This window comes from Alteromonas sp. CNT1-28, assembly GCF_022348345.1.
GTDB classification, from domain to species: domain Bacteria; phylum Pseudomonadota; class Gammaproteobacteria; order Enterobacterales; family Alteromonadaceae; genus Alteromonas; species Alteromonas macleodii.
The window spans coordinates 39,266-56,875 of sequence record NZ_JAKREZ010000018.1 but is presented as its reverse complement, the minus strand read 5'-3'; the positions used below and the strand labels follow the sequence as shown (position 1 = coordinate 56,875).

Annotated in this window: 16 protein-coding genes; 8 read left to right on the top strand and 8 right to left on the bottom strand. The window is 45.1% G+C overall.

Features of this window, described 5'->3' with window-relative positions:
- Position 1: 1 nt before the first annotated feature.
- Positions 2–1,375, bottom strand: coding sequence for an oxygen-independent coproporphyrinogen III oxidase (gene hemN / locus MHN02_RS12755; protein ID WP_239246489.1), 1,374 nt, complete (start codon positions 1,373–1,375; stop codon positions 2–4).
- A gap of 83 nt (positions 1,376–1,458) precedes the next feature.
- Between hemN and MHN02_RS12750 the strand changes: the two genes are divergently transcribed.
- The 3 genes from MHN02_RS12750 (at position 1,459) to MHN02_RS12740 (ending at position 4,056) form a co-directional block, all read left to right on the top strand.
- Complete coding sequence (locus MHN02_RS12750; protein WP_061486008.1) at positions 1,459–2,274, top strand: SGNH/GDSL hydrolase family protein; 816 nt, start codon at positions 1,459–1,461, stop codon at positions 2,272–2,274.
- Between the two features lie 84 nt (positions 2,275–2,358).
- Positions 2,359–3,036 (top strand): DsbA family oxidoreductase, encoded by a 678-nt coding sequence (locus MHN02_RS12745; RefSeq protein ID WP_239246486.1) that lies wholly within the window; start codon positions 2,359–2,361, stop codon positions 3,034–3,036.
- A gap of 27 nt (positions 3,037–3,063) precedes the next feature.
- On the top strand, positions 3,064–4,056 hold the full coding sequence (locus tag MHN02_RS12740; protein WP_239246483.1) for an XdhC/CoxI family protein: 993 nt from the start codon (positions 3,064–3,066) through the stop codon (positions 4,054–4,056).
- Here the strand turns inward: MHN02_RS12740 and MHN02_RS12735 are convergent.
- On the bottom strand, positions 4,053–6,683 hold the full coding sequence (locus tag MHN02_RS12735) for a TonB-dependent receptor (RefSeq protein WP_239246481.1): 2,631 nt from the start codon (positions 6,681–6,683) through the stop codon (positions 4,053–4,055). The two genes, MHN02_RS12740 and MHN02_RS12735, sit on opposite strands and share 4 nt — an antisense overlap.
- A gap of 337 nt (positions 6,684–7,020) precedes the next feature.
- Here MHN02_RS12735 and MHN02_RS12730 point away from each other — a divergent pair, with 337 nt between their 5' ends.
- From MHN02_RS12730 to MHN02_RS12715, 4 genes are all read left to right on the top strand, one after another.
- Positions 7,021–7,707: a histidine phosphatase family protein gene (locus MHN02_RS12730; RefSeq protein WP_014949763.1), complete on the top strand. Its 687-nt coding sequence runs from the start codon at positions 7,021–7,023 to the stop codon at positions 7,705–7,707.
- Between the two features lie 11 nt (positions 7,708–7,718).
- Positions 7,719–8,954, top strand: coding sequence for an acyl-CoA dehydrogenase family protein (locus MHN02_RS12725; protein ID WP_239246479.1), 1,236 nt, complete (start codon positions 7,719–7,721; stop codon positions 8,952–8,954).
- 49 nt (positions 8,955–9,003) lie between these two features.
- The gene (locus MHN02_RS12720) at positions 9,004–10,062 is read left to right on the top strand and encodes a phosphotransferase family protein (RefSeq protein ID WP_239246477.1); all 1,059 of its coding nucleotides are present in this window, start codon (positions 9,004–9,006) and stop codon (positions 10,060–10,062) included.
- Positions 10,063–10,136: 74 nt separating this feature from the next.
- Complete coding sequence (locus MHN02_RS12715; RefSeq protein WP_239246475.1) at positions 10,137–11,111, top strand: NADPH:quinone oxidoreductase family protein; 975 nt, start codon at positions 10,137–10,139, stop codon at positions 11,109–11,111.
- A gap of 79 nt (positions 11,112–11,190) precedes the next feature.
- Here the strand turns inward: MHN02_RS12715 and MHN02_RS12710 are convergent, their stop codons facing one another.
- From MHN02_RS12710 to MHN02_RS12700, 3 genes are all read right to left on the bottom strand, one after another.
- Entirely contained in the window at positions 11,191–11,919 is a 729-nt protein-coding gene (locus MHN02_RS12710) for a hypothetical protein (protein WP_239246473.1), read from the bottom strand.
- A gap of 369 nt (positions 11,920–12,288) precedes the next feature.
- Positions 12,289–12,930: a YchJ family metal-binding protein gene (locus MHN02_RS12705; protein WP_272492361.1), complete on the bottom strand. Its 642-nt coding sequence runs from the start codon at positions 12,928–12,930 to the stop codon at positions 12,289–12,291.
- Between the two features lie 237 nt (positions 12,931–13,167).
- On the bottom strand, positions 13,168–13,578 hold the full coding sequence (locus MHN02_RS12700) for a hypothetical protein (protein ID WP_039216466.1): 411 nt from the start codon (positions 13,576–13,578) through the stop codon (positions 13,168–13,170).
- Between the two features lie 328 nt (positions 13,579–13,906).
- On the opposite strand from MHN02_RS12700, the gene MHN02_RS12695 reads away from it, so the two are divergent.
- Positions 13,907–14,305, top strand: a complete 399-nt coding sequence (locus MHN02_RS12695) for a YqaA family protein (RefSeq protein ID WP_014998633.1) — start codon at positions 13,907–13,909, stop codon at positions 14,303–14,305.
- 22 nt (positions 14,306–14,327) lie between these two features.
- Here the strand turns inward: MHN02_RS12695 and MHN02_RS12690 are convergent, their stop codons facing one another.
- The 3 genes from MHN02_RS12690 to MHN02_RS12680 form a co-directional block, all read right to left on the bottom strand.
- Positions 14,328–14,987 (bottom strand): protein-methionine-sulfoxide reductase heme-binding subunit MsrQ, encoded by a 660-nt coding sequence (locus MHN02_RS12690; protein WP_039216464.1) that lies wholly within the window; start codon positions 14,985–14,987, stop codon positions 14,328–14,330.
- Positions 14,988–15,084: 97 nt separating this feature from the next.
- Positions 15,085–16,092: a protein-methionine-sulfoxide reductase catalytic subunit MsrP gene (msrP, locus tag MHN02_RS12685; protein ID WP_039216463.1), complete on the bottom strand. Its 1,008-nt coding sequence runs from the start codon at positions 16,090–16,092 to the stop codon at positions 15,085–15,087.
- A gap of 152 nt (positions 16,093–16,244) precedes the next feature.
- Positions 16,245–17,588: an anti-phage deoxyguanosine triphosphatase gene (locus tag MHN02_RS12680; protein WP_239246469.1), complete on the bottom strand. Its 1,344-nt coding sequence runs from the start codon at positions 17,586–17,588 to the stop codon at positions 16,245–16,247.
- Positions 17,589–17,610 lie beyond the last annotated feature (22 nt).

Below are 17,610 nucleotides of genomic sequence, written 5' to 3'. Positions count from 1 at the left end.
TTTAAATGGCTTTGGAGTAGCTACTGAGTATTTCACTTGCGTTCAAATAAGCGTCGAAACGCGCACAAATAGCCCGAATGTAAATGCGAGCAGACTCTGGCACTCGAATATACCGAGATGTCGTTTCGATAAGCCCGTCTTCTTTAAGTTCTTCAAGGTTGTTTAAGGCTGAAGCAAAGTATTCATCAAAAATGATGTGGTGCTTGTCGGCAATTGCTTGCTTGTCTACCGCTAAATTGCACATTAAGCTAGAAATCACGTCTCTGCGAATAAGGTCGTCGACACTTAATGACAGTCCAACTTTCGCATTGGGCAGGTGGTTGTCTAAGCGATGGTAATATTCTTTTAGCTCCTTAGCATTTTGCGCAAAGGCATTACCTACCGTGCTAATGGCTGATACGCCGAACCCTATAAGGTCGGTGTCGCCACGTAAGGTATACCCTTGAAAGTTGCGGTGAAGCTCGCCTTTATTTTTCGCAATAGCCAGTGAGTCTTTGCTTAAGGCAAAATGATCAAGACCAATCATTTCATAACCTATGTTTGTAAAGCTGTTAACGGCAAGCTTGTAGAGCGCCGCTTTTTCTTCACTACTTGGCAGTGTTTCTTCAGCAAATTTACGCTGCGCTGCAAACCTCTCGGGAAGGTGTGCATAGCTAAAAAGCGAAATACGATCTGGCATCATGGCTTTTGTTGCGGCGATGGTTGATGAGAACGTTTCAATTGACTGATTCGGTAAACCATAAATTAGATCTAAGTTGACTGAGTCGAAACCTAGCGACCGAGCCTCGAATACTAAATCGGCAATGTGAGACGTGCTTTGTACGCGATTTATGGTTTTCTGAACATTGTAATCAGTATCTTGTAAACCAAAGCTAATGCGTGTGTAGCCGAGACATTTTAAGTTTTGAAGATAGCGTTTATCGATATTTCTGGGATCTAACTCAATTGACAGTTCAGCACCTGCTTCAAAGGTAAAGTGTTTCTTAAGCAGGTACATTAAATAAGTATGCTGAGTCTCGCTCAAAAAACTGGGTGAACCGCCACCCAAGTGCAGAGAAACTGCGCGCCTGCCGTCGGTTAAATAACGCTTAGACAGAATTTCTTTTTCTATGTAATCTAAATATTCGTCCGCTTTTTCATTGTGACGTGTCACCATTTTATTGCAGCCACAGTAGTAGCACAGCGTTTTGCAAAATGGAATGTGCACGTAGAGACTTACTGCCGGCGCTTTTGACACTGCAAGTGCTTGTGGAAGTATGTCATCTTGTAGCGGTTCAAATTTAAGTGCAGTAGGGTAAGAGGTATAGCGAGGAGCATTCAACGCATATTTGGTAATGATTGATACAGGACGTTGTTGTACGGCAATTATTGTCATATTGGCTCTGCACTTATATGTAGATATCTAGGCGCGAATTCAATTCGATGGTTAAAGCTTAATGGATTGCTTAGGAGGCTGATTTGATCTACTTCAAGGTTTTGGTATTAAACCTGATAATTGTTTTACTTCTTCCAGTCATTTTGCTTCAAGCATTGTGGGTGAGGAAGAAGACCGCTGTACTACCAGAGCCCGACGGCGAGCGGGTATTAACCTCTGCCGATAGTAAATTGCTGCTAACTAATAACGTTTTGGTTATAGGCGATTCTGCCGCCGCTGGTGTTGGTGCAACGACGCAAATGGGGGCACTCACAGGTCTGCTGTACTCAAACCTTGTTAAGCATGGGCCAACGCGAGTGACGTTGAATGCTAAAACAGGTTTTAAAAGTGAAGATGTGCTCAAGCTTCTTCATGAAATGCCTGCCGAGTACTTTTCGTCGGTGCTCGTCTCTATTGGTGTTAACGATGTGACCAAATTTGTACCGTTGAAACGGTGGCGACAAAACATCGATGCTATTAGTACGCTACTGTCAGATAAATTTGGGTGCGAAACAATATTATTTACTGCGCTACCGCCAATTCATTGCTTTCCAGCGCTTCCGCAACCTTTGCGTGCACTATTAGGTTACCGCGCGTGGTTACTAAACCAAGCTTTGGCTGATAGCGTAACAGCCCGGGCTAACGCAGACATATTATATGTTAGTGCACTTAATGTGAGCGGAACTATGACGGATATTCAGCAAAGTGGTTTGATGGCAGAAGATGGCTTTCATCCCTCCACGAAAGGCTATGAAATATGGGCACACTCAGCCCTTGAAAAACTTTCCACGCTTTACAGCACCACAATGGGCACGACAACAAAAGTCACAGCAGAAACTGATGTAACTGCGACGAAATAATCGCAGTGTGGGGTTGAAGTTTCTTTTTGTAACCTTATCTAAGCCCTTATATCTTCATGAATTCAAAAAAAAGCGAGGCCTATCATGGCAGCAAATGAGCAAGGTGTACAAAGTGCGAGCGGTATGCAGAGTGTAACAGTTAATATGGTTTCTGACGTAGTATGTCCATGGTGTATTGTTGGGTACCAGCGTTTGCAAGAAGCCATTAAAACCCTTGATAACATTGAAGTAGATATTAAGTTTCACCCGTTCGAGTTAAACCCCAATATGCCAGAAGACGGGCAAAACCTTCGCGAGCATATAATGGAAAAATACGGCATTAGTGAGCAGCAAAGCGTGGAGAACCGAGCACGACTTGTACAAGCGGGTAAAGAGTTGGGTTTTGCATTTAATTTCACTGACGACTCCCGTATGCAGAATACTTTTAAAGCCCATCAGCTTATTCACTTTGCAGCACAAAACGGTCTTGAAGAAGAAATGAAGCTTAGCTTGTTTAACGCTTACTTCACTGATGGTAAAGACGTGAACGATCTTGGTGTGCTAGTAGAATTGGCCGAGTCTGTGGGCCTCGACAAAACCGAAGCTGAAGCAGTAATTAAAAGTGAAAAATACGCGCAAGCAGTGCGTGAGGAGGAAACTATTTGGATGCAGCGCGGTATCCAAAGTGTACCTACTTTTGTGATCGGTAATCAGGGTGTGGCTGGTGCGCAAGAGCCAGCAACATTGGCTGCATTTATTGCCCAAGCAGCATCACAGCAATAAGCAGGTTAAACGGGTGTAGAGGTAGTTATGAGTAATCACGTTAACCATTTGTTGGCCCAGTGGCTTCCACTTAAAAACAAGCACAAATGGGTGCTAGGTTTCATTTTTAAAACCGAAGGCTCATGCTATCGAAAAGCAGGCGCCATGATGTTGTTTAGTGATGCAGGGCATCAGCTAGGTATATTAAGCGGCGGCTGCTTAGAAAGTGACATCGTTAAAAAAGCCCAGCGAGTAATGACCGACGGCGTTAGTCGTACCGCGGTTTACGACGATGAAGATGAAGAAGACATCGCGTTTAAACTAGGTGTAGGATGCGGCGGTGTGGTGCACTTAGCACTCGTACCAGTTAACCAGAGTAACCAGTATTTATCGTTGGATGTGGTTAGCAAAAGCTTATCAAACGGAAAAGCGTGTGAGTGGCGCTGCGCGGTAGACGGTACTTTAGGTGATTGCACGGAATTGGAAGACCATTCTGCTAAACCTAGAAAAGCTGTGCTAGACACCGTTGATGGCAAGCGCATGTTGTCGGTTTTGATGCTGCCGCCTATCCACCTACTTGTTGTTGGAGGTGGATACGACGCTACCTTTATGACCAAGCTTGCTAGTTTGCAGGGCTATTTAGTAAGTCTTTGGGATCCAAGGCCTGCACAAGCAAGACTTGAACATTTTCCCGAGGTAAATTACTTGATTGAAGACCCGTCTACTGAAGGCTTACGTCTTCACATGGGCGAACATAACATTCAAGCGGCGGTGCTTATGTCCCATCATCGAGAAATTGATGCAAAGGCGCTGCAGGTGCTAAGCAAGCAATCGTTAACCTATACGGCAATGCTCGGTCCACTGCACCGTAAGCAGGAAATTATGGATTTAGCCGGGCTTGGCGATACCAACTTTACTCAGTATTTCGCAAGCCCCGCTGGTTTCGACATTGGTGGTGAGCTACCAGAACATATAGCACTGTCTGTTATTGCTCAGTGCCATGCGGTGTTTCATACCAAACCTACGCATTTAAAGCGTTAGAAAGACTTTCTGAAGGTAACGCCAAAGCTTCTCGGCGCGCCTGGGTAGGCCATGATCTTTCCGGTTTGTACGGGTACATCAAAGCCACTTCGTGCAACGTACTCTTCATCGAAAACGTTGCGCGACCACGCAATAATTTCGCTATCCCATTGTGGGATAGTGAAACTTACGCGAATGTTAAATAATGAAAAGTCGTCAGCGTATTTGTACGGGTCGTTCGCATCATCAAGAAATACGTCGCCCGTGTATTGGTAGTCAATACTGGCGGAGGCTGGATAATTCCCAACTTCGAAATAGTGATTCAGCATAAGATATAGTGAGTTCTGAGGCTCGAAGCCTACGCGGTCTCCGTCTCTTGAACAGAACGGGTCGTTCGGCTCCACTCGGCCCGGATCGTCAATGCCCGTGTGCCACGTGTAAGCAACCCAACACGTACCGCGTTTAAACTCATCAAAGTTCGCCAATGTGCGCGATGCAACAGCGTGTAATTCGGTATTTTCAGTCATTAGCCAAGTTGCTTCAAGTTCTACACCTTTGACTATGATATCGCCCGCATTTTGCAGGTTGAACCCCGTTCCGGTAAAGGTCGTCGCCTGAAAGTCGCTAATTTGTGTATAGTGCGCCGCAGCATTTACGCGCACGCCGTATTCTTCAAAATCGTGTTTTATACCTATTTCAGCACTTCGCGATTTTTCAGCATCAAAAAGCGGGCTAAGCGAAGGTAAGATTCTGTCGGTATTCGTACCGCCAGCTTTGTAACCAGTCGCAAAACTAGCGTAGGTTAGCGTGTTGTCATTAGGGTGATAAGCCAGTTTTACCGTGCCGGTTAACTGTGAATCATCAAGCTCTTCGTTTAAGTCAGGGCGCGGCATAACCGCTGCAGATCCCAAGAAAAAATATCCCCAGCCCGCTTGTTGAAATGGTGCTATTGCGTTAAGGGACTGTGCTGTAGGAGCTTGTCCCGCCGCTAACGCAGCAGCGATGTTTTGTAACCCCACTACAGCACGACCTACATTAGGCCATTGCGCTGGGTCGTGAGTTAGTCCATCAATACCAGGCCCTTGCTCATCGTAGGCTCCGATAATCGACTTTTCTTCGCGGGTATAGCGTAAGCCCGTTGTTAAGGTGAAATCACTGTTTAACAGCCAATCCAGCTGAGAGAATAAAGCAATACTATCTTGCTCTTGATAGGCGCTGTGCGCGAAAGCAGTACCGGACGGCGCGGGTGCTGCAGCAGGCGCAATAAAGCCTGATGTAACTGCAGATAGCTCGTTGATGGCGTTAGCCAAAGGCAGCAGATCGGGCGCGGCGGCATTAAAGAACGCACTAAAATCATCTTGCGTGGTAGTATCAAAGGTTAGATCTAAGTTTTGGCTGTAATAGTAAACACCTATTAAACCGCGTACATTTTCACTGGTGTAATGTAATCTAATTTCTTGAGAAAACGACTGCTGCTTGGCGTCGTTAGTGGCAGTAAGAAGGTCCGCATCAGAAAAGTCGGTATCTACCGTATCTAAGCTGTCAAACGCGCGGTACGCGCTTATGCTCACAAAATCCCATGCTTTGTTTAATGCCACATCTACTTGAACTGATAGTCCTTTGTCTTTCATTTTTGAAAGGGGAGTTTGCGACAGCGAGGTTTTATAGTCATAAAAGTTATCGCGCCCGTAAATAGTTGCATTAAACGGCGGTTGTAGCAGCAGCGCATCAGTGCCGAATTTACCCGCTATGTCATTAGCCTGAATATTGTTTTGAAAAGTAAGTGCGCCGCAGCATCGTTCGTCTAGCTCGCCGTAATCAGCAATAAGTCGCACGCTAATTTCATCTGTTGGAGTGTAAAGCAACTGTGCTTTTATCGCAGAACGGTTACGGTTATTTAGGGTTTGTCCGCTGCGCTCGTCGGTAATGAAACCGTCACTGTGAGAACTAAAGCCAGATACTCGCATGGCGAGTACATCGTCGATTAGCGAAAACGACGAGCCAGCGCTTAAACGAACCAAGTTATCATTGCCGATGATGGCTTCGGCAAAGCCGTCGCGCTCGTCGTGTGAAGGTGCGACCGTAGTTAACGTCATTGCGCCAGCGGCGGTATTCTTTCCGAATAGTGTGCCCTGTGGCCCACGCAACACTTCTATGGATTCAATATCGACTAAGTCGTTTATTAACGCGTTTTGTCGTGCTCGGTACACACCATCTACGTATAAACCCACCGAAGACTCGAAGCCGAAGTTTTGTGAAGACGTGCCAATGCCGCGTATTGAAAACCCTGAATTTGTTACGCTTTGATTTTGAAACGCGCCAAAAGCAGGTACGTAGTTTTGCAGGTCAAACACATCTCGGCTAACTGTTTCAACTAGGTCTTGACCTGAAAGCGCAGTGACCGCAACGGGCACATCTTGCAAGTTTTGACTGGTCTTTTGCGCCTGTACAACAATGTGTTCCAGCGCCTTTTTGTTATGCGGAGTAGATAGAGCATTCTCATCGGCGTGAGCGTGGGGAGCCAAAGCAAGTGTCGACGAAACAATAGAGGCAATAAACGGCGAACTACACAGGCAACGCGTAATGGCGTTTTGTGGTGTAGATATGCTTAAGCTATTACAAGACAAAGCGTGTGCAAGTGACTTCATTTTGGTTCTTTTTATTTTTCAAAAGCGGGGGCTTTAAACAAAATTAATCACGACAAGGTCGCGTCCAAATGCGTACAGTCCTTTACATTTTAAATACGCCAACTTCCCTATGACGTCGTGTAGTGCCTTTTCACTATACAATCTAATGAACATATATTGCACGCATTTGAAGCTATCATGTCAAATTTTGTTCGCAACGTGCAAAAAGCGAACAGATATTTGGCAGTGAATAGTTTCACATGATGCATACTCATTCAAAATATCAATTAAACTTATATCGCTGTTTTCCTTAGTATGTTGGTTGAAAGTTAACATATTAATAACATCAGGCAGCGGTATGACAGACATCTATTTAGTGCGACATGGTCAAGCGTCTTTTGGCAAAGCGAACTATGACAAACTTAGTGAACTGGGTGGGCAACAGGCCATTTGGCTTGGTGACTATTTCAAGCATCGCAATGTTGAATTTGATGCAGTTTTCTCTGGCGACATGGTAAGGCATCACGAAACCAAAGACGGTATTGCCTCGGGTATTGCTACTGAAGACTATACGCTACCTGAAGTTACAGTGAATAGCGCACTGAATGAATTCAATTTTCAGGCAGTGGCTACCGCCTATTTAACACGCTACCCAGAAGCAAAAGTACCTGAAGGTGCTTCGCCTTCTGAATATTACCGATTGCTAAAAAAAGCAATGCTTGCCTGGTCGCAAGACGAATTGGCGCATGAACTCCTTGATGAAACATGGGGTCAGTTCGAAGACAGAGTTCACAGTATGCTCACGCACCTTCAAAGTATAGATGCGAAGCGTGTTCTCGTTGTGAGTTCTGGCGGTGCAATTGCCATGATGCTCAAACACATTCTTGGCTACGATGCGGCCACCGTTGTGAATATGAATTTGCAGATCCGAAATGCCAGTTTTTCTCAATGCTTTGCCAATGCGCGAGGCGTTCACCTTAATAACTTCAACAGCGTACCTCACCTGGATGTGATTGACAGGTTACACGCCATTACCTACAGCTAAATGGGGCAGTTATGAACTTTGAATATAATGAAAAGACCCAAGCACTTTTAGAAAAACTAAAAGCGTTTATGAAAGAAGAAGTGTATCCAATTGAAAAGGAATACATTCACGCCGTAGAAAATGGCTCTGCCAACAATGGCAAAGGTCGTTGGAAAACGCCTGAAATGATGCATACATTGAAAAAGCGTGCAAAAGAAGCGGGTCTTTGGAATCTATTTTTACCTGAAGAATATAAGCCATATGGCGCGGGCTTGACTAACGCAGAGTATGCACCACTTTGTGAAGAAATGGGCAGAGTTTTATTTAGCTCTGAAATCTTCAACTGTAGTGCGCCAGATACCGGCAATATGGAAGTGCTGGCGAAATACGGTAACGAGAGTCAGAAAAAGCAGTGGTTAGAGCCTCTCTTAAACGGGGAAATACGCTCAGCCTTTGCTATGACAGAGCCTGCAGTGGCATCAAGTGACGCGACTAACATCGAAACTTCCATTAAGCGCGATGGTGATGAATACGTTATCAACGGCCGTAAGTGGTACACCAGCGGTGCTATGAATAAAAACTGTAAGATTATGGTTGTAATGGGCAAAACTGATTTCGATGCGCCTCGTCACCAGCAGCAGTCTCAAATCTTAGTTCCTATGGACACCAAGGGTGTAACTATTGTTCGCCCAATGGCAGCAATGGGCTATTACGACGAGCCTATTGGTCATGCTGAAGTCTTGTTTGAAAACGTACGTGTACCGGCAGAAAACTTACTGCTTGGTGAAGGGCGTGGTTTTGAAATCGCACAAGGGCGCTTAGGCCCAGGCCGTATTCACCATTGTATGCGCCTTATTGGCTGTGCACAGCGCGCGCTCGATATGGCCTGTGAACGAGTTGAAAGCCGAGTGGCGTTTGGCAAGCCGTTGTCAAAACAGCAATCGGTTAGAGAAAGCATTGCGCAGATGCACTGTGATATTGAACAGGCGCGTCTGCTTACGTTGAAAGCGGCTGATAAGATGGATCGCTATGGCAACAAAGTATCGCGCGACCTTATCGCTGCTATCAAGATAGTTGCACCTACTATGGCCTGTAACGTTATCGACCAAGCCATTCAGATGCACGGCGCTGCAGGTACAAGCCAAGATTTCGTATTGTCTGCCATGTACGCTTATGCGCGTACTATCAAGCTGGCAGATGGCCCTGATCAGGTTCACATGATGCAGTTAGGTCGTAATCTTATTGCTGAAAAAGCAGTCGCTGAATAAGTCAGTGTTGTAAATAAACAATACAAAAAATTACGGGTAAGGAGTGAATGTGTCTAAAGACAATGCGAGAGCCCCACATGTCATAGATTTAGCAGTGCTGAATTCGTATTTATCTTCTGCGTGCCCGAGTATTGGGCACGTCAAAAGCGCTGAGAAATTTGCGGGTGGGCAATCGAACCCGACGTTTAAACTTACTACGGATAACGGCGTTTATGTATTACGCCGTCAACCTCCGGGCAAATTACTGAAATCGGCCCATGCAGTTGACCGAGAATTTCGCGTTATCAACGCGTTGCAGGGCTCAGAAGTGCCTGTGCCCAAAGCGTACCATTTATGTGAAGATACCAGCATAATCGGTAGCATGTTTTACATTATGGCCTATGTTGAAGGTGACATTTTCTGGAATAGCGCACTGCCTGAAATAGCATCTTCTGCTACTCGTGGTGCCATGTATGATGAAATGAACCGAGTGCTTGCAGCGCTTCACAGTGTAGATATTGAAAGCGCAGGCTTACGCGATTATGGAAGGCCTGGCAGCTACTTTGAACGTCAGCTAAGCAGGTGGACAAAACAGTATCGTGCATCTGAACTTGAGCATGTTGAAGAAATTGAAAGTCTTATTCAGTATCTTGAGGCCAACCTGCCAAAAGATGATGGTCAAGTCTCGTTGGTCCATGGCGATTTTCGTTTAGACAACATGATGTTTGATATGTCTGACCCTAAAAACCCAAGAGTAGTCGCGGTGCTTGATTGGGAATTATCAACGTTGGGGCATCCGTATGCCGATTTGGCTTACCAATGTATGCAGTTGCGCCTTCCCTCTGACATTGCGCACGCAGCTGGGTTAGGTGGTTTAGACAGAGAGCAGTTAGGCATTCCAAGTGAACAAGAATATATCAATGCGTATTGCGAGCGAAGAGGTATTGATGCCATTAGCAATTGGACGTTTTACCTCGCATTTAGTTTTTTCCGTTTAGCCGCTATTTTACAAGGCGTGGTAAAACGCGCACACGATGGCAATGCGTCAAGCGAGAAGGCTATGCAATTAGGCGCAATGGTGCGACCTCTGGCGCAAATTGCGAACCAAACCATTCACCAAAGCGAATAAACGCCATATAACCTATTTAATGACAGGTCATGCTATCAATAGCGTGCTCGTCGAACAAAGCAACTGGAGACAGTATGAAAGCAATTGTATGCGAATCTTTTGGACCACTTGAAGAACTTCAATTTAAAGACGTTGCAGACCCGCAAGTAAAAAAAGGGCATGTAGTCGTAAATGTTGAAGCCGCAGGGGTGAACTTTCCAGACGGACTATTGGTGCAAGGTCTGTATCAAATGCAGCCAGACTTCCCGTTTATTCCTGGCAATGAAGTGGCAGGCACCATATCTGAAGTAGGTGAGGGCGTAAGCCATTTAAAAGAAGGGCAACGAGTTATTGCGTTGTCTAACTTAGGTGGTTACGCAGAAAAAGCGCTGATCCCTGCCATTCATGTTATGCCGTTACCTGATCCCATCCATGTTAATGAGGGGGCTGCTCTTGTAACTGCGCATGCGACAGCACATCACGCGTTAAAGCAGCGCGCAAAACTGCAGCCAGGCGAAACACTGGTTGTAACCGGCGCAGCGGGTGGTACTGGCTTAGCAGCAGTGCAAATAGGCAAGATTATGGGCGCTAAAGTTATTGCAGTTTGCTCAACAGAAGAAAAGCTGGCGCTTGCTAAAGAGTATGGCGCAGACGTTTTAATTAACTACAAAGAAAAAGATCTCAAAGAAACGCTGAAAGAAGTCACAGGCGGCAAAGGTGTCGATGTAGTTTATGAATGCGTTGGCGGTGACACATTCCACGCTTGCAGCCGCAGTATGGCATGGGAAGGTCGTTTACTTGTGGTTGGCTTTGCTGGCGGTGAGATCCCGAAATTCCCGGTTAATTTAGCGCTGGTAAAAGGCTATTCGGTTATGGGCGTATTTTGGGGCTCGTTTACTCAGCACGATCCAAAAGGCTTCGCGGAAAACATGCAAGAGCTTTTAACTTGGTATGTGCAAGGTAAGGTTAAGGTGGTCGTAGATGAAGCATTACCCTTAGAACAAGCAACGAAAGCCATGGCCAAGGTAATGAACCGGGAAGTGAAAGGTAAGATGGTGCTTGTGCCCTGATCCTACAAGCCTGACACGTGGGTAACTTAACAATAAAGCCTGAACAATCGATGTTCAGGCTTTTCTTGTTAACAGTGGGTTATTCCATAAGCCACATTCGGGCGCTTCTTCCTGGTACATAGAACTTGTGCCACTGAGTTGTAATATATTGCACATCATTACTTAACGTATCGCGGTAATTTCTATACCACCACAAATTGTCCGTAGATGTATCTACCCATATATCTTGGCCGTCTGCGCATTTATTAATACCCACAACGCCTTGATGGTCACGCTTGAAGAAAATAACGCAGTCATTATGACTTACCACTTGCATGCCACTGTCCTGAACTCCGTTATGGAATTTAACCATACCCTTGATGTCATCACGCTTGTACAAATCTACCCAACGATTATCACCACTTTCATTGTTATCTGTGTACAGTAATGGAACACCACCGTCACGCCCTAGTACATAGGCATGTGCCAAATGTTCGTCGGTAGGGTCAAGTAACTGGTAGCGGAAGCCGTCGTTTAGCGGGATGTCGTGGGTAATACTAAATGTGATGGCCTTGTCGCCTGATAAAGCCTGACCGTATGCACCTGGGTCAACTAACGCATTCATCGAACCACCGAAGCTAAATGCACTGCGTATTTGCGCGAAAAGCGGGAAGTCGTAGGCCGAGTGACCTGTTGCTGATAAATAAGGTGCAAGGAAGTTATCATACTCACTAGAGCCTGCACCGCCTGTGGTAATTATTTCTCCGAAAACATGCGCGCCGTTTTTTATATTGCTGTCGAACACCGCGTTGATATGATAGTTGGTCATATAACCATCGCTTGAATGTCAGCAGTGTCACCAAGTGGATTATCAATAACTCGATAGTCTTGTGGTTGATATCGTGCCCACCACTGATCACCTGTCGATTTATAAGCAGGCGAAACAAGTACTTTGGTGTAACCAAGGTCCGCAATTTCCTGGGCTTTTGCGGCTACGTCGTCGTAGGTCTAGTTAAATGCGTGTAGTATAACGTCGGCATAGCTTTGATAACTTAATGTACTCAGTGCTGCGCCTATTAAAACGCCTGCCGCATGTTTCTTCATCTTCATAGTGTGTCCTATTTTATGTGGGAGCGAGAGAAAAGATGAACAATCAAGATGCGCAGGGAAGGGAGTAAGGTTAGCTATTGCCACTGGGTTAGCGGCTCTTAGTTGCGCAGCACTGTTTGAATTTTTTGTTGCTACCGCAAACACAAGGTAGGTTTCTCCCGTATTTAATTTTGCCGCAGTCGTCGTGTAATACGCCGTCGTGATAACGCCACTTACCGTCTTCAACACTAAAATTAGACGTTTCGTGAAGCTGATACATGCTTTTATTTTCAAAATAGTAAGCAGTGAATTCAACAATGGCATTATTGGGTTTGGTGATGGGTTTGGAGATGGACTTTAAATTAGTCTTAGAGATTGCCTCGGCGTTGGTTTGCGCTTCGACTTTAGCGTCAGCATGTACAGAACTGTCTATCGAACTCTCTTCAGTACTACTGACCGAGTTACCTACCAAGCTATCTACGGAGTTATCTACGGAGCTAGCCGCTAGAGTGGGGTGTACTTTAAGCGCGAACCATGTCGCACCTTGTGCGCTTTGCGCCAAATCTTCTACAGAAAGACCCTGCTGCTTTTCTTTGGTGTAGGTTTCAAGAATATATTGATAATGCGCTTTAGCGTAGGCTGAAAAACGGGAGCGCATAAGTTGCTCTGCAGAACTAGGGTGTTTATCACCCTTAATAAAAGGCTCGCAGCATTCGTCGAAGGGTTTTGATGAGCAACAGTAACAGCGCATAAGACAACTCGCAGTTTAAGAGTAAAACAAAGCGCTACAGTATAAGTATAAGTTGCGTGAGCCCCAACTTTTTTAAACGTAAATGTTGCCGATATTCAAAGATTCCTTGGCGGTCCATGCCAAAGGGTACATGTCAGAGATTCCACGCCAAAGAGTTGTATGAAAATAAATATTTAGGTTTTGTTTACGCACCGCTACTCAGGCAAACGTAAAATGTAAGCATAAACAGGCTTTGTATTACCAAGGGCCTAATGCTACGTTTTGTTCGTCATTAATGCTGTTAACACGCACATTCACCAGGCTGACAGAGTAAAGCTCACACAGCTTTCTAATCATTTCACTGTCTGTTGGTTGAAGGTCTAAATCGATGTTTTCCACATACAGTGTTTTACACTGGCCACCTGTAATCAGCTTACTGATCCATTCAGGCATTTTTTCTTTTTCAGGTTTCTGAATACGGATAGCGTGATCTACAGATTTAGAAAACGACACCGTATTTGAAAGCAGATAATTCCAACCTTTGTCGTTATTTCCTTTTCCATTACCTTGTTTTTCGCCAGGAAACCCTTCTATCGGCAAAGGTAGTTGAACAACATTTGAAACCGAAGCGCGCAAAGCATTAAATCGTGAAACTGAAGATGTGTTCATAGTAAAACCCTTTATGCATTTGCCCTTAAGTTCATAAATCGAACTTCAGGAATATTGTTATTAATTGATACTGGTTACTTATACAGTGTGTATGTTTATACAGTATTCATAAAAGAGGGATTTGGCAAGTATTTAGTTGTACTTTTTTCACACAAATTGGTGCTTTGTCAGTAACTATATAAAAGATAATGTTTTTTTTGTGCTTTCGAATTCTGAAGGAAGTATTCATACTCCGATTAAGGTAAGATGCGCGCGAATTTTACATAGAAAACTACTGTATAAAGCTGGAGGAGCGTTGAGCGCATTAATACATTTAGGCTACTTGGGGATGTTCTTATCGGCATTTTTGGCTGCCACTATATTGCCTTTTAGTTCTGAAATTGTGCTTAGTGCTTTATACAGTAGTGGGTTGAGCTGGGTGTTGTTGCTTGTTGTTGCTTCGTTAGGAAATGTACTCGGCTCGGTGGTTAATTATGCATTGGGCTTCAAGTTCGGAAAAGAAATTGCGACCGATAAGTTAAAAGTGAGCGAAGCAGCGTTTAACCGTGCAAGCTACACCTTTACAAAGTGGGGGAAGTGGAGCTTGTTTTTATGCTGGGTACCTATTATTGGCGACCCTATTACTTTAGTAGCAGGTGTACTTAGAAGCCCATTTTGGTTTTTTATTCTTGCGGTAACGCTTAGCAAAACAGCGCGTTATGCTGCGCTGCTTTACGTGCTCGTTTAAAAGGTTTTCGACTTTAGTTTTTTCACGCCACTGCGTTTTTGTCTCTCGACTTCTTTTGACTTTTCTTCTGATACGTCACATACCACTGCTTCATTCTTGGGCTCATTAATATCAGTCCAATCATCCAATACCAAACGGGCTCTTGCCAAAACGTCTTCTGCGACCAGCTGAAATGAAGTAGTGCAAGGGGCAGGATCAGGTAAATGCTGTTATGAAGCTTCTGCCACTTTTTTCCCATGTTGCGCTGGATACGCTTGAACGACGTAGCGGTGAGAGCAAAAAGAAGAAGTAACGCTGCCATGCCAACAATGATGTATGGCCTGCTTACTATCTCGCTAGCCACTAGTGCCATATCAAGCTGGATTTCAAACACAATGTATGTGAGCAGGTGTGCAAAGGCGTACACAAAGGTGTATACGCCAATCATACGTCTGAATTGCATCGGTTCTGGGCTTGGTAGCCATTTTGCAAGTGGGCTAAGAGTAAGCGTTAGTAAAAGAAAGTGAATTGCCCAAGTTCCAGTCTCATTGATGAGCGTGTTTACAGGGTCTGGACCAAGCTGATCGGTTACCCCTGCAAAAAACAACCAGGCGATATAGCCCAATGCGAAAAGGTGAATAAGACCTTTTAGGCTGCGGCGCTGCCATACAGCGAGTCGAAATGGTTTTTTTCTTAACGGCATTAAATGAACAACTTAATAATAATATTTAAAAACTCTAGTTAAGTGATATTGATAAGAAGGGCTAGCTATTCACTCGTAGCCCAATAAAAAGTACAAGCTAGTAATAACGGGATAAGTCCATATCTTTGTATAGCGGCGCGACTTCGCTGTAGCCATTGAACATTTGGGTATCGATGCGATTTCTGGCGAGTAGCCCACCTGTGGTTATTCTACGCTCGCTGGCTTGGCTCCACCTTGGGTGCGACACGTTTGGATTCACATTGGCGTAAAAGCCATACTCGTTGGCGGCCAGTCGATTCCATGTAGTAGGCGGCTTCTTGTCGGTAAGGCGAATTCTCACAATAGACTTAATGCTCTTAAAACCATACTTCCACGGTACAACAAGCCTGATAGGCGCGCCGTTTTGAGGTGGCAAGGTCTTCCCGTAAAGACCAACCGACATGAGCGTTAACGGGTGCATGGCTTCGTCAAGACGCAAACCCTCTACGTAAGGGTAATCAATACCACCACCGGTAAAGCGGCTTCGTTGACCGGGCATTTGCTCAGGGTCGTATAGGGTTTCAAACGCCACATACTTGGCTGACATTAATGGCTCGGCTTGTTTTAACAACGCCCCCAACTCAAACCCAATCCAAGGAACCACCATCGACCATGCCTCCACACAGCGCAAGCGGTAAATGCGTTCTTCAAGGGGAAAACGCTTTGTTAAGGCATCGTGATCAAGCTCAATGGGGTTTTTAACCATCCCGTCAACTTTTAACGTCCATGGATTAGTTTGAAATTCAGTCGCATTTTTGGCTGGTGCATCTTTAGATGTGCCAAACTCATAGAAGTTGTTGTAGCTGGTCACTTTATCTTCAGGCGTTCGGGTTTCCGTTATTTGAAACTTAGGGGGCTGACTAAACTCCAGCGCCTTTCCCTTAAACGCTGCCTTCTCTTCTTCATCTTCCCAAAACCAACCGGCAGCGCCTGCCGACTTCGCCAACAGCGTAGACGCTCCCACAAAGCCCATAGATTTGAGCAATGTACGGCGACTCTTGTAAACGTCTTCATTAGTTACGTCGTTATCGGTTAATTTTACTGAGGGTTTAAATGGTTTTGGCATTACGTCACCTAAATTATGATAAGACTATGAGAAATGGTCGTCACTTCGCCCAGTACATTTAGCTACGTTAATGTAACGAGTAAGTTCAACATAATAAAAAAGACCGAGAGTACGGTCTTTTCATTTCAATTAATTTGGAAAAACAAAACAATCTACATATGCAAACTATCTTGAATACCGCCTTGTTTAGGTGAAAAGATATTGCTGTATAGGCGAGATGCGAATTCATCGGTCATACCCGATATATAGTCGGCGAGAACGCGCATACCATTGCCGCTCTCACAGGCCTTGCGCCAGCGAACTTGCGTGTTCTCGGGAAGTAAGCGGTCGGGATCTGATGCAAAGGCTTCAAAAAGCTCCATAACCACCAGCTGTCCTTTGTATTCAAGAAGCTGCACATCGGGGCGGCGTATTACTTTGTTAAACACAAAGCGTTTGAAGAGCTCTAGAGCTTGCGCAAATTGTTCAGGCATCACAGCGTTGAACGCCAGTAACGGATGAGCAAAACCCTCAACGCCTCTTATTTCAATAGCTGTAATAAAGCTATTTACCAGCGCGCCTATGGCATTTTTTCTTTCGTGATGTGCAGCGCTAAATAGCTTATTGGTTAGCACTTCTATATTGTCTGACAGCCACGGTACATCTAGCGCTTTTAGCGGCGTGGTTACATCCTCGACAAAGTGATGCTTGTCGACCATATCCATTACAATGGCATCTTCTAAGTCGTGAATGCCATAGGCGATATCGTCAGACAGCTCCATAATTGAGCAGTCGAACGATTTAAATTGCGTTTTACTGTGTGCATTCAGTTTTGCAGTAAACTGCATAAACCCATCTTTATCTTCATTGCTAAATGGCGCAAGTAGCCAGTCGAATAGGGGCTCATCGCAGCGAAACAGACCTTTTGGCGGATGCCAGTCGTGGGCCTTTACCTGACGAAGTGAAACAGGGCGCTCTGGCGTAGGTCCTTTACTATGAAGGGCATCGATAAAATTCGGATATTTAACCAAGCCTAACACGCTTCTTCTGCATAAATTCATGCCGTGTTCGGCGGTATAGGGCTCTAGCTGAGTGATGATCCTAAAGGTTTGCCCGTTTCCTTCAAACCCGCCGTATTGGTGCATCATGTAATTAAGCGCAATTTCACCACCATGGCCGAATGGGGGATGACCAATATCGTGAGCCAAGCAGAGGGTTTCGATTAACGTAGGATCAAGCGCTAACGTCGAGGCAATATCTGGAAATTTCACCCAAAGTTGGGCGGTAATACCGGTGCCAATTTGGGCGGCTTCTAGAGAGTGTGTTAGTCGAGTGCGATAGAAGTCGCTCAGCCCCACACCGAGCACCTGGGTTTTTGCCTGCAATCTACGAAAGGCGGCGCTATGAAGAACGCGCGCTTTATCACGTTGATATGGATTGCGATGATCGCCGTCTCTTGTTTCGCTACGGGGTAAACGACGCTCGTGTAATGCTAATTCCCAATCGCTTGTTGCCAAAAAAACCTCGCTGCCTTGCTGT

Excerpts from the sequence above, each read along its gene's own strand:
- msrP (WP_039216463.1), bottom strand. The coding sequence starts at position 16,092 with ATGCCAAAACCATTTAAACCCTCAGTAAAATTAACCGATAACGACGTA.
- MHN02_RS12705 (WP_272492361.1), bottom strand. The coding sequence starts at position 12,930 with ATGCGCTGTTACTGTTGCTCATCAAAACCCTTCGACGAATGCTGCGAG.
- MHN02_RS12710 (WP_239246473.1), bottom strand. The coding sequence starts at position 11,919 with ATGACCAACTATCATATCAACGCGGTGTTCGACAGCAATATAAAAAAC.
- MHN02_RS12725 (WP_239246479.1), top strand. The coding sequence starts at position 7,719 with ATGAACTTTGAATATAATGAAAAGACCCAAGCACTTTTAGAAAAACTA.
- MHN02_RS12745 (WP_239246486.1), top strand. The coding sequence starts at position 2,359 with ATGGCAGCAAATGAGCAAGGTGTACAAAGTGCGAGCGGTATGCAGAGT.
- MHN02_RS12690 (WP_039216464.1), bottom strand. The coding sequence starts at position 14,987 with ATGCCGTTAAGAAAAAAACCATTTCGACTCGCTGTATGGCAGCGCCGC.
- hemN (WP_239246489.1), bottom strand. The coding sequence starts at position 1,375 with ATGACAATAATTGCCGTACAACAACGTCCTGTATCAATCATTACCAAA.
- MHN02_RS12735 (WP_239246481.1), bottom strand. The coding sequence starts at position 6,683 with ATGAAGTCACTTGCACACGCTTTGTCTTGTAATAGCTTAAGCATATCT.
- MHN02_RS12730 (WP_014949763.1), top strand. The coding sequence starts at position 7,021 with ATGACAGACATCTATTTAGTGCGACATGGTCAAGCGTCTTTTGGCAAA.
- MHN02_RS12700 (WP_039216466.1), bottom strand. The coding sequence starts at position 13,578 with ATGAACACATCTTCAGTTTCACGATTTAATGCTTTGCGCGCTTCGGTT.
- MHN02_RS12740 (WP_239246483.1), top strand. The coding sequence starts at position 3,064 with ATGAGTAATCACGTTAACCATTTGTTGGCCCAGTGGCTTCCACTTAAA.
- MHN02_RS12695 (WP_014998633.1), top strand. The coding sequence starts at position 13,907 with ATGTTCTTATCGGCATTTTTGGCTGCCACTATATTGCCTTTTAGTTCT.
- MHN02_RS12715 (WP_239246475.1), top strand. The coding sequence starts at position 10,137 with ATGAAAGCAATTGTATGCGAATCTTTTGGACCACTTGAAGAACTTCAA.